Origin of the sequence: Enterobacter sp. Lyrl_3 (assembly GCF_051948675.1) — a bacterium.
GTDB lineage: Bacteria > Pseudomonadota > Gammaproteobacteria > Enterobacterales > Enterobacteriaceae > Enterobacter > Enterobacter cloacae.
The window spans coordinates 13,255-24,845 of the sequence record NZ_JAYJLI010000018.1 but is presented as its reverse complement, the minus strand read 5'-3'; the positions used below and the strand labels follow the sequence as shown (position 1 = coordinate 24,845).

Annotated in this window: 10 protein-coding genes; 8 read left to right on the top strand and 2 right to left on the bottom strand. The window is 55.5% G+C overall.

Annotated elements, in window-relative coordinates:
* Window positions 1-801, top strand: coding sequence for a sugar/pyridoxal phosphate phosphatase YigL (gene yigL, locus VF709_RS21475; protein WP_013099247.1), 801 nt, complete (start codon window positions 1-3; stop codon window positions 799-801).
* 82 nt (window positions 802-883) lie between these two features.
* On the top strand, window positions 884-1,783 hold the full coding sequence (locus VF709_RS21470; protein WP_440232295.1) for a carboxylate/amino acid/amine transporter: 900 nt from the start codon (window positions 884-886) through the stop codon (window positions 1,781-1,783).
* Here the strand turns inward: VF709_RS21470 and metR are convergent.
* Complete coding sequence (gene metR / locus VF709_RS21465) at window positions 1,671-2,624, bottom strand: HTH-type transcriptional regulator MetR (RefSeq protein WP_013099245.1); 954 nt, start codon at window positions 2,622-2,624, stop codon at window positions 1,671-1,673. The two genes, VF709_RS21470 and metR, sit on opposite strands and share 113 nt — an antisense overlap.
* Window positions 2,625-2,739: 115 nt before the next feature.
* Here metR and metE point away from each other — a divergent pair, with 115 nt between their 5' ends.
* Window positions 2,740-5,001 carry a 5-methyltetrahydropteroyltriglutamate--homocysteine S-methyltransferase gene (gene metE / locus VF709_RS21460; protein ID WP_440232294.1) on the top strand — a complete coding sequence of 754 codons (2,262 nt, stop codon included), beginning with the start codon at window positions 2,740-2,742 and terminating at the stop codon, window positions 4,999-5,001.
* 59 nt (window positions 5,002-5,060) lie between these two features.
* On the opposite strand, the gene VF709_RS21455 is transcribed toward metE, so the two are convergent.
* Window positions 5,061-5,867, bottom strand: a complete 807-nt coding sequence (locus tag VF709_RS21455; RefSeq protein ID WP_013099243.1) for a dienelactone hydrolase family protein — start codon at window positions 5,865-5,867, stop codon at window positions 5,061-5,063.
* Window positions 5,868-6,122: 255 nt separating this feature from the next.
* On the opposite strand from VF709_RS21455, the gene udp reads away from it, so the two are divergent.
* From udp to ubiB, 5 genes are all read left to right on the top strand, one after another.
* Window positions 6,123-6,884, top strand: a complete 762-nt coding sequence (gene udp, locus VF709_RS21450; RefSeq protein ID WP_003860792.1) for a uridine phosphorylase — start codon at window positions 6,123-6,125, stop codon at window positions 6,882-6,884.
* A gap of 138 nt (window positions 6,885-7,022) precedes the next feature.
* Window positions 7,023-8,480, top strand: coding sequence for a DNA recombination protein RmuC (gene rmuC, locus VF709_RS21445; RefSeq protein ID WP_149896983.1), 1,458 nt, complete (start codon window positions 7,023-7,025; stop codon window positions 8,478-8,480).
* A 66-nt stretch (window positions 8,481-8,546) separates the two neighbouring features.
* Window positions 8,547-9,302, top strand: a complete 756-nt coding sequence (gene ubiE / locus VF709_RS21440; RefSeq protein WP_013099241.1) for a bifunctional demethylmenaquinone methyltransferase/2-methoxy-6-polyprenyl-1,4-benzoquinol methylase UbiE — start codon at window positions 8,547-8,549, stop codon at window positions 9,300-9,302.
* 13 nt (window positions 9,303-9,315) lie between these two features.
* Window positions 9,316-9,921 (top strand): ubiquinone biosynthesis protein UbiJ, encoded by a 606-nt coding sequence (gene ubiJ, locus VF709_RS21435; protein ID WP_029883134.1) that lies wholly within the window; start codon window positions 9,316-9,318, stop codon window positions 9,919-9,921.
* Window positions 9,918-11,558, top strand: coding sequence for a ubiquinone biosynthesis regulatory protein kinase UbiB (gene ubiB, locus VF709_RS21430; RefSeq protein WP_020688734.1), 1,641 nt, complete (start codon window positions 9,918-9,920; stop codon window positions 11,556-11,558). The genes ubiJ and ubiB overlap by 4 nt, the downstream gene beginning before the upstream one ends.
* The last annotated feature ends 33 nt before the right edge of the window (window positions 11,559-11,591 follow it).

The following is an 11,591-nucleotide window of genomic DNA, read 5'->3' as shown; positions in this document are numbered from 1 at the left end:
ATGTACCAGGTTGTTGCATCTGATTTAGATGGCACGCTGCTTTCCCCCGACCACACCCTGTCGCCGTACGCGAAAGAGACCTTAAAGCTGCTGACTGCCCGTGGCGTGCACTTTGTGTTTGCCACCGGGCGCCACCACGTGGATGTGGGGCAGATCCGCGATAATCTTGAGATTAAATCGTACATGATCACCTCCAACGGTGCGCGCGTTCACGACACCGATGGCAATCTGATCTTTACCCACAACCTGGATCGCGATATTGCCGCCGATCTGTTCGGTGTGGTGCACAATAATCCGGCTATCGTCACGAACGTTTACCGCGACGATGACTGGTTCATGAACCGCCACCGCCCGGAAGAGATGCGCTTCTTCAAAGAAGCGGTGTTTAACTACTCCCTGTATGAGCCAGGTCTGCTCGAGCCGGAAGGGATCAGCAAAGTCTTCTTTACCTGCGAAAGTCACGAAGAACTGCTGCCGCTGGAGCAGGCGATCAACGCCCGCTGGGGCGATCGCGTCAACGTAAGCTTCTCCACGCTGACCTGCCTGGAAGTGATGGCGGGTGGCGTTTCCAAGGGGCACGCTCTGGAAGCGGTGGCCAAACGCATGGGCTTTGAACTGAAAGACTGTATCGCATTTGGTGATGGCATGAACGATGCTGAGATGCTCTCGATGGCGGGTAAAGGCTGCATCATGCAGAACGCGCACCAGCGCCTGAAAGACCTGCACCCGGAGCTGGAAGTGATCGGCACCAACGCAGACAATGCGGTACCAAAATATCTGCGCAAGCTGTTCCTTGAATAATCTTCATTTGGTTGTTTATTGCTCAGTTGTCAACTAAAGAGTTCGCTACAATGCCTCTCCTTCTTTCTGAGAGACAAGCATTGTGGCGCTACTCATTATCACCACTATCCTGTGGGCCTTCTCCTTTAGCCTGATTGGCGAATACCTTGCCGGATCGGTCGACAGCTATTTCTCGGTGCTGATGCGCGTGGGGCTGGCGGCGCTGGTGTTCCTGCCCTTTTTGCGTACGCGCGGACAATCCCTGCAAACCGTTTTGCTGTATATGCTGGTGGGGGCGATGCAGCTCGGCATCATGTATCTGTTTAGCTTTCGGGCGTATATCTACTTGTCCGTCTCGGAGTTCCTGCTCTTTACGGTGCTGACGCCGCTCTATATCACGCTGATTTACGACCTGCTCAGCAGGCGTCGTCTGCGTTGGGGCTATCTGTTGAGCGCAGCGCTGGCGGTGATTGGCGCGGCGATTATTCGCTACGATAAAGTGAGCGATCATTTCTGGACCGGCCTGATGTTCGTGCAGTTAGCAAACATCAGCTTCGCTATTGGTATGGTGGGCTACAAGCGCCTGATGGAAAACCGCCCGATGCCACAGCACAACGCGTTTGCCTGGTTCTATATGGGGGCGGCGGTGGTCGCGGTCGCAGCCTGGTTTATGTTGGGTAACCCGCAAAAATTACCTACCACCACCGTGCAGTGGGGCATTCTGGTCTGGCTGGGTGTGGTGGCCTCGGGACTGGGGTACTTCATGTGGAACTATGGCGCAACTCAGGTAGACGCCGGTACGCTGGGCATCATGAACAACGTGCATGTGCCCGCGGGGCTACTGGTAAACCTTGCTATCTGGCAGCAACAGCCCCACTGGCCGAGTTTCCTTATTGGGGGAGCGGTGATCCTGGCTTCGCTGTGGGTACATCGCCGTTGGGTCGCTCCGCGCTCCGCACAAACGGAAGATGGTCGCACGCGTGGTTCCGCGTTGAGCGAATAAACGCTTCCGTGATCGGCTGACGCTGCTCGCCATCGCGCACGGCGGCGTACAGCCGGCTCCACAGTCCTTCTCCCAGGGTTTTGGTGACCACCAGGCCCTGGCGTTCAAAACTCTCTACCACCCAGTGCGGCAGCGCCGCGATGCCCATTCTGGCGGCAACCATCTGAATCAACAGCAACGTATTATCCACGCTTTTCAGTTGTGGGCTGATGCCAGCCGGCTGCAGGAAATGGCGCCAGATATCCAGGCGACTGCGCTGCACCGGGTATATCAGCAGCGTTTCAGTCGCCAGGTCTTCCGGGGTGATACGCGTCTTGCTGGCCAGCGGATGATCCGGTGCCAGCACCAGACGCACCTCATAATCGAACATTGGCGAATAATGCAGGCCGCTACGCGGCAGAATGTCTGACGTCATCACCAGATCCAGCTCGCCCTGCTGGAGTGACGGCTGCGGGTCAAACGTCACGCCGGAGGTAAAGTCCATTTCTACCTGCGGCCACTTCTGGCGGAAGTTCTCAAGCGCGGGGGTCAGCCACTGAATACAGCTGTGGCACTCAATGGCGATACGCAATTTAGTTTGCTGCGGCTCATTGCAGGACTGAAGCGCGCTGGCAATTTGCGGCAGCACCTGATTTGCCAGCTGCAGGAGGATCTCGCCCTGGGGGGTAAAGCGCAGCGGCTGGCTCTTACGCACAAAAAGACGAAAGCCGAGACGTTGTTCCAGATCGCTGAACTGGTGAGAAAGGGCGGACTGAGTCTGGTGCAGTGAGGCCGCCGCCGCCGCGAGAGAACCGCAGTTTCGCAACGCTTGTAGCGTTTTCAGGTGTTTTATCTCGATCATGAAAGTCCTTCACTTCGCCATGAACATTTTGCGCTTGAGGAATATACAGTACCTGCCAATTATAGATGTGTAAACATCTGGACGTCTAAATAACGAATTTCACAAGGGGCATGACATGACAATCCGCAATCACACTCTCGGTTTCCCTCGCGTTGGCCTTCGTCGCGAGCTAAAAAAAGCACAAGAAAGCTACTGGGCAGGAAACACCACGCGTGAAGAGCTGCTGGCAGTGGGCCGCGAACTGCGTGCCCGCCACTGGGAGCAGCAAAAACAGGCGGGCGTAGACCTGCTGCCGGTGGGCGATTTCGCCTGGTACGACCATGTTCTGACGACCAGCCTGCTGCTTGGCAATGTCCCGGCTCGTCATCAGAACAACGATGGATCGGTAGATATCGACACGCTGTTCCGCATCGGCCGTGGCCGTGCGCCAACCGGTGAGCCAGCGGCAGCGGCGGAAATGACCAAGTGGTTTAACACCAACTATCACTATATGGTGCCGGAGTTTGTTAAAGGTCAGCAGTTCAAACTGACCTGGACCCAGTTGCTGGATGAAGTGGACGAAGCGCTGGCACTGGGGCACCAGGTGAAACCGGTGCTGCTGGGGCCAGTGACCTACCTGTGGTTAGGAAAAGTCAAAGGCGAGCCGTTCGATCGTCTGAGCCTGCTGAAGGATATCCTGCCGGTCTACAAACAGGTGCTGATTGAGCTGGGCAAACGCGGTATTCAGTGGGTGCAAATCGACGAACCGGCACTGGTGCTCGAACTGCCGCAAGCGTGGCTCGATGCCTTCAAACCGGCTTACGATGCACTGACCGGGCAGGTGAAGCTGCTGCTTACCACCTACTTTGAAGGTGTGACGCCGAACCTCGGTACCATCAACAAATTGCCAGTGCAGGGCCTGCACGTTGACCTGGTGCATGGAAAAGATGATGTTGCAGAACTGCACAAGCGCCTGCCAGCGGAGTGGCTGCTCTCTGCCGGGCTGGTGAACGGTCGTAACGTCTGGCGCGCCGATCTGACAGAAAAATATGCTCAAATTAAAGACATCGTCGGCAAACGTGAGCTATGGGTGGCCTCTTCGTGTTCACTGCTGCACAGCCCTATCGATCTCAGCGTTGAAACCCGCCTGGATGCGGAAGTGAAAAGCTGGTTTGCCTTTGCCTTGCAGAAATGTGAAGAGCTGACTCTGCTGCGTGACGCCCTGAACAGCGGTGACACGGCGGCGATTACCGAATGGAGCGCTCCGATTCAGGCCCGTCGTCATTCGTCTCGCGTTCACAACCCGGCGGTGGAAAAACGTCTGGCGGCTATCACCGCGCAGGACAGCCAGCGTCAAAGCCCCTATGAAATGCGTGCAGAAGCCCAGCGCGCCCGTTTCAACTTGCCTGCGTGGCCAACCACCACCATCGGTTCCTTCCCGCAAACTACCGAGATCCGCGGCCTGCGCCTGGACTTCAAAAAGGGCAACCTTGATGCGGCCAACTACCGCACCGGCATCGCGGAACATATCAAACAGGCGATTGTGGAGCAGGAGCGCTTAGGCCTGGACGTGCTGGTTCACGGGGAGGCAGAGCGTAACGACATGGTGGAGTACTTCGGTGAACATCTAGACGGTTTCGTCTTTACCCAAAACGGCTGGGTACAGAGCTATGGTTCCCGCTGTGTAAAACCACCGGTGGTGATCGGCGACGTCAGCCGTCCGCACCCGATCACCGTCGAATGGGCTAAATATGCCCAGTCCCTGACCGACAAGCCGGTAAAAGGCATGTTGACCGGTCCGGTGACCATTCTTTGCTGGTCCTTCCCGCGTGAGGACGTGACCCGTGAAACCATCGCCAGGCAAATTGCGCTGGCGCTGCGCGATGAAGTGGCGGATCTGGAAGCGGCGGGCATTGGCATCATCCAGATTGACGAACCGGCCCTGCGCGAGGGATTACCGCTGCGTCGCAGCGACTGGGACGCCTACCTGCAGTGGGGTGTGGAAGCGTTCCGCATCAATGCCGCAGTGGCGAAGGACGACACCCAGATCCACACCCACATGTGTTACTGCGAATTTAACGACATCATGGATTCCATTGCCGCACTGGATGCCGACGTGATCACCATCGAGACCTCGCGTTCAGATATGGAACTGCTGGAGTCATTCGAAGAGTTCGATTACCCGAACGAAATCGGGCCGGGCGTATATGACATTCACTCCCCGAACGTGCCGAGCGTGGAGTGGATCGAAGCCCTGCTGAAGAAAGCCGCCCAGCGCATTCCGGCAGAACGCCTGTGGGTGAACCCTGACTGCGGTCTGAAAACCCGCGGCTGGCCTGAAACCCGCGCGGCGCTGGCGAATATGGTGAAAGCGGCGCAGAATTTGCGTCAGGGTTAAGATAGAGTCGATCCCATTATGTAGCCCGGTAAGGCATCGCCGCCACCGGGCTTGTATGTTTACGCTTTCTTGCCGCCGTACTGGCTAAACCACGCCAGCATCCGCTGCCAGCCATCTTTGGCTGATTCCGCGTGATAGCTCGGGCGATAATCGGCATTAAACGCGTGTCCGGCATCCGGGTACACGACAATGTCGGCCTTCGCATTCGCCGCGCGTAGCGCATGGCGCATGGTCTCTACCGTATCGAGTGGAATACCCGTGTCCTGACCACCGTACAGTCCCAGCACCGGGGCATTTAAGTCTGTGGCGATATCAACCGGATGTTTTGGCGAGTTCAGCGTTTTTTCGCCCACCAGTTTACCGTACCAGGCCACAGCAGCTTTCAGCTGCGGATTGTGCGCGGCATACAGCCAGCTAATGCGTCCGCCCCAGCAGAACCCCGTTATCATCAGTCGATGCGCATCACCGCCGTTACGCGCCGCCCAGTTGGCAACATGATCCAGATCGGCCAGCACCTGTGCATCCGGCACTTTACTGACAAGGTTGCTCAAAAGCGTTGGGATATCGCTGTAGTCGTTCGGATCGCCCTGACGGAAATAGAGCTCTGGCGCAACGGCCAGGTAACCTTCCAGCGCCAGTCGGCGGCAGAGGTCGCGAATATGTTCGTGAACGCCGAAAATTTCCTGAACCACAATCACGATCGGCAGCGGACCGTCTGCCGATGCTGGTCGCGCGTGGTAAGCAGGCATATTTTCCCCCTGCGAGGGAATGGAGGTCTCTCCCGCCGTAATGGCGTCTTCAGGCGTTGAGACGATGGTTGAGGCATGCGGAGCCGCAGCAGGTGCAAAACCGGTTTTTTCAGTCATGGCATTCTCCGTACCAATGAGTTAGCGCAAAGGTAAATATAGACACCAGGTTAACAACCCACAGTGCCTTAAACGGTCTATCTTTTGTGCAGCACACCACGATATAACTTGTTAATGTGATGTAAATCACTTTTTTATGGAAATCTACTGCAATCATTTTCATTCATGGTGAGATGTGTCACGAAATTATGCGTATCGCTTCTGTAAAGTACCGTTTTACTTCTTCTGACTAACCGACCCACAGAGGAGTCACCTATGTCTAAGTCTGATGTTTTTCATCTCGGCCTCACCAAAAACGATTTACAAGGGGCTACGCTTGCGATCGTCCCGGGCGATCCTGAGCGTGTGGAAAAGATCGCCGCGCTGATGGATAAGCCGGTTAAGCTGGCAGCCCATCGTGAATTCACCACCTGGCGTGCAGAGCTGGATGGTAAGGCCGTGATTGTGTGCTCTACCGGTATCGGTGGCCCATCTACCTCCATTGCCGTTGAAGAACTGGCGCAGCTGGGCATCCGGACGTTCCTGCGTATCGGGACGACTGGTGCGATCCAGCCGCATATCAACGTGGGTGATGTATTGGTGACTACCGCGTCCGTGCGTCTGGACGGGGCGAGTCTGCACTTTGCACCAATGGAATTCCCGGCGGTTGCCGATTTTGAATGTACGACGGCGCTGGTTGAAGCAGCGAAATCCGTTGGCGCAACCACGCACGTGGGCGTAACCGCCTCGTCGGATACCTTCTACCCGGGTCAGGAGCGTTACGACACCTTCTCTGGCCGTGTGGTGAGCCGTTTTAAAGGCTCTATGGAAGAGTGGCAGTCTATGGGCGTGATGAACTATGAAATGGAATCTGCAACGCTGCTGACCATGTGCGCAAGCCAGGGTCTGCGTGCCGGTATGGTGGCGGGGGTAATCGTCAACCGTACCCAGCAGGAAATCCCGAACGCCGAAACCATGAAACAAACCGAAAGTCATGCGGTAAAAATCGTGGTTGAAGCGGCCCGTCGTCTGATCTAATCCTCTCTTCTGACATCAAAGGCCGACACGTTCGGCCTTTATTTTTTGCGTAGCGCCTCGCAGGAAAACCCTTTCAAACTGGACGTTTATACAGCACAATCTTATTTTGTGCGGTAATACGTTGATGCAGGGGGCATTGTGGATCTCTCAATTCTGATTTACGCGGTGATTGCGCTCGCGGGCGTGGCGATAGGCTGGCTGATTTCCAGCTATCAGCACGCGCAGCAAAAGGCCGATCAGCTGGCAGAGCGTGAAGAGATAGTCGCCGAGTTAAGCGCGACAAAACAGCAACTTGCGCTGAGTGAACACTGGCGAGACGAGTGCGAGTTACTCAACAACGAACTGCGCAATCTGCGTGATATCAACACCTCACTGGAAGCCGATCTCCGTGAAGTAACGACCCGCCTGGAATCCACTCAACTGCATGCGGAAGACAAAATCCGCCAGATGATGAACAGCGAGCAGCGCCTCAGCGAACAGTTTGAGAATCTCGCGAACCGCATTTTTGAGCACAGCAACCGCCGCGTTGACGAACAAAACCGCCAGAGTCTGAACAGTCTCCTGACGCCTCTGCGTGAGCAACTGGACGGTTTCCGTCGTCAGGTGCAGGACAGCTTTGGTCAGGAGGCCCGCGAGCGGCACACCCTGGCACACGAAATTCGTAATCTGCAGCAGTTGAATGCACAAATGGCGCAGGAAGCGGTCAACCTGACCCGCGCCCTGAAAGGGGATAACAAAACGCAGGGTAACTGGGGTGAAGTCGTTCTCACGCGGGTGCTGGAAGCCTCTGGACTGCGCGAAGGGTATGAATACGAAACCCAGGTCAGCATAGAAAACGATGCCCGCTCGCGAATGCAGCCAGATGTCATTGTGCGTCTGCCGCAGGGTAAAGATGTGGTGATTGATGCCAAAATGACGCTGGTGGCCTATGAGCGTTACTTCAACGCGGAGGATGACTACACCCGCGAATCGGCGTTGCAGGAGCACATTGCCTCCGTGCGGAACCATATTCGTCTGCTGGGCAAAAAAGACTATCAGCAGTTGCCGGGTTTGCGCTCGCTTGACTATGTTCTGATGTTTATCCCGGTAGAGCCTGCTTTTCTGCTGGCACTCGACAGACAGCCGGAACTGATAACTGAAGCGCTGAAAAACAACATTATGCTGGTCAGCCCCACCACGCTGCTGGTGGCGTTACGCACCATTGCCAACCTGTGGCGCTATGAACATCAGAGCCGCAACGCGCAGCAGATTGCCGATCGCGCCAGCAAGCTGTACGACAAAATGCGCCTCTTTGTGGATGATATGTCCTCGGTCGGGCAAAGCCTGGACCGCGCGCAGGACAACTACCGCCAGGCGATGAAAAAACTCGCCTCCGGGCGGGGTAATCTGCTGGCGCAAGCCGAAGCCTTCCGCGGCCTGGGGGTGGAGGTTAAACGCGAGATTAATCCGGAACTGGTTGAGCAAGCCACGGCACAGGACGAAGAGTTTCGCCTGCGCGAAGGCGCTGATGGACAAAAGAGAGACAGTGAAGACAACGAGTTAGCGGCAGAGTTATCGCCAGACCCGCATCTGGCGCGTTTCTCACGTGGTGGTTGAAACGTAGGGCAAACGCGCCCAATCTGTTACACTTCACGAACATTTTACTGATAAGCAGGCTCTGAGATGGTTGACGATTCACAAGACACAACGCACTTTGGCTTTCAGACTGTCGCCAAAGCGCAGAAAGCTGACATGGTGGCCCACGTATTTCATTCCGTGGCGGCGAAGTACGATGTGATGAATGACTTGATGTCATTCGGCATTCATCGCTTGTGGAAGCGCTTCACCATCGACTGTAGCGGTGTGCGTCGTGGACAAACGGTACTGGACCTTGCCGGCGGCACGGGCGATTTGACCGCGAAATTCTCCCGTCTGGTGGGTGAAACCGGGCGTGTTGTTCTGGCTGATATTAACGACTCCATGCTGAAAATGGGGCGTGAGAAGCTGCGTAACATTGGCGTGGTGGGGAATGTGGAATATGTGCAGGCAAACGCCGAGGCGCTGCCGTTCCCGGATAACACCTTTGACTGCATCACTATCTCTTTTGGCCTGCGTAACGTCACCGATAAAGAAAAAGCGCTGCGCTCAATGTATCGCGTGCTGAAGCCGGGCGGACGTCTGCTGGTGCTTGAGTTCTCCAAACCGATTATCGAGCCACTGAGCAAAGCCTACGACGCCTATTCATTCCATGTTCTGCCGCGTATTGGCGAACTGGTGGCAAACGACGCAGAAAGCTACCGCTATCTGGCGGAATCCATTCGCATGCACCCGGATCAGGACACCCTGAAGGCCATGATGCAGGATGCGGCGTTTGAAAACGTTGAGTATTTCAACATGACGGCGGGTGTCGTCGCACTGCATCGCGGTTATAAGTTCTGAGTGGAGGTGTCCTGTGCCCTTTAAACCCTTAGTCACCGCAGGCATCGAGAATGTACTGAATGCCTTTCTCTATCGTGCGCCAGCGCTAAAAGCCGCGCGGCAGCGACTTAACGGGAAGGTATTGCGGATCGTTTTAAAAGAATTCTCGACGCCGCTTGTGCTGGTCTTCAGCGAACGCCAGCTTGATGTTCTGGGGGAGTGGGAAGGAGACGCCGACTGCTCTGTCATCACGCGCATGAGCGTGCTGCCAAAACTGCGTGACCGCCAGCAACTGACGGCGCTGATCCGCAGCGGTGAGCTGGAAGTGGAAGGCGACATTCAGGTTGTACAAAATTTCGTTGCGCTCAGCGATCTGGCCGAGTTCGACCCGGCGGAACTGCTTGCCCCATTTATTGGCGACATTGCAGCGGAAGGGATCGGCAAAGCCCTGCATGGTGGTACCGCCTTCCTGCGTAAAAGCCTGCAACGTCAGCAGCGCTATGCGGCAGAAGTGCTGACTGAAGAGTGGCGTATGGCCCCCGGACCGCTGGAAGTGGCCTGGTTCGCGGAAGAGACTGCGGCTGTTGAACGTGCGGTTGATGCGTTAACCAAACGGCTGGAAAAACTGGAGGGCAAATGACGCCTGGTGAAATTCGGCGCCTCTATTTTATCGTCCACACCTTTTTGAGTTACGGGCTCGACGAGCTTATCCCCAAAATGCGTATCACGCTGCCGCTTCGTATCTGGCGGCGGATGTTGTTCTGGATGCCTAATCGCCACAAAGGACAGCCGCTGGGTGAACGCCTGCGTCTGGCGCTACAGGAGCTGGGCCCGGTATGGATTAAATTCGGCCAAATGCTCTCGACCCGTCGCGATCTTTTCCCGCCCCAGATTGCCGATCAGCTGGCACTGCTGCAGGATCGCGTGGCCCCGTTTGACGGCGTGCGCGCGAAAAAACAGATCGAAGAGGCGATGGGCAATATTCCTGTTGAGACCTGGTTCGACGATTTCGACATTCAGCCGCTGGCTTCTGCCTCCATTGCCCAGGTGCACACCGCGCGTCTGAAAGAGAATGGCAAAGAAGTCGTTATCAAAGTTATCCGCCCGGATATTCTGCCGATCATCAAAGCGGACATGAAGCTTATCTATCGTCTGGCGCGCTGGGTTCCGCGTCTGCTCCCTGACGGACGCCGCCTGCGCCCGCTGGAAGTGGTACGGGAATATGAAAAAACGCTGATCGATGAACTAAACCTGCTGCGCGAATCGGCAAACGCCATTCAGCTACGGCGCAATTTTGAAAACAGCCCGATGCTGTATGTTCCTGAAGTCTATTCTGACTATTGCAGCCAGAACATGATGGTCATGGAACGTATTTACGGTATTCCCGTCTCGGATGTCGTGGCCCTGGAGAAACAGGGAACGAACATGAAGCTGCTGGCTGAACGTGGCGTACAGGTCTTCTTTACTCAGGTCTTCCGCGACAGCTTTTTCCACGCAGACATGCATCCGGGCAATATCTTTGTGAGCTATGAGCATCCGGACGACCCGCAATATATCGGCATTGATTGCGGTATTGTCGGCTCGCTCAATAAAGAAGATAAGCGTTATCTGGCGGAGAATTTTATCGCCTTCTTTAATCGTGACTACCGTAAAGTGGCTGAACTGCACGTTGACTCAGGTTGGGTTCCGCCGGACACCAATGTCGAAGAGTTTGAGTTTGCCATCCGTACCGTCTGTGAACCGATTTTTGAAAAACCGCTGGCAGAAATCTCGTTCGGTCACGTGTTGCTGAATCTGTTTAACACCGCTCGCCGCTTCAATATGGAAGTGCAGCCACAGCTTGTTTTACTTCAGAAAACATTACTTTACGTTGAAGGTGTAGGTCGACAGCTCTATCCTCAGTTAGACTTGTGGAAGACCGCGAAACCGTTCCTGGAATCCTGGATTAAGGATCAGGTTGGCATTCCGGCTCTGGTACGAGCTTTCAAAGAGAAAGCCCCGTTCTGGGTTGAAAAAATGCCGGAACTTCCTGAACTGGTGTATGACAGTTTGCGTCAGAGCAAGAACCTTCAGCTCAGCATGGATAAAATCGCCCACGAGCTTCAGTCGAACCGCGTACGCCAGGGCCAGTCTCGCTATCTGTTTGGCATTGGCGCAACCCTGCTGCTCAGTGGTACGTTGTTGTTAATCAACCGTCCGGACTGGCAGATGATGCCCGCCTGGCTAATGGCTGCCGGAATAGTGGTCTGGTTCGTTGGCTGGAGAAAGACGCGCTGAACAGGCATCGCTATCACCAGGTCGCATACGTAT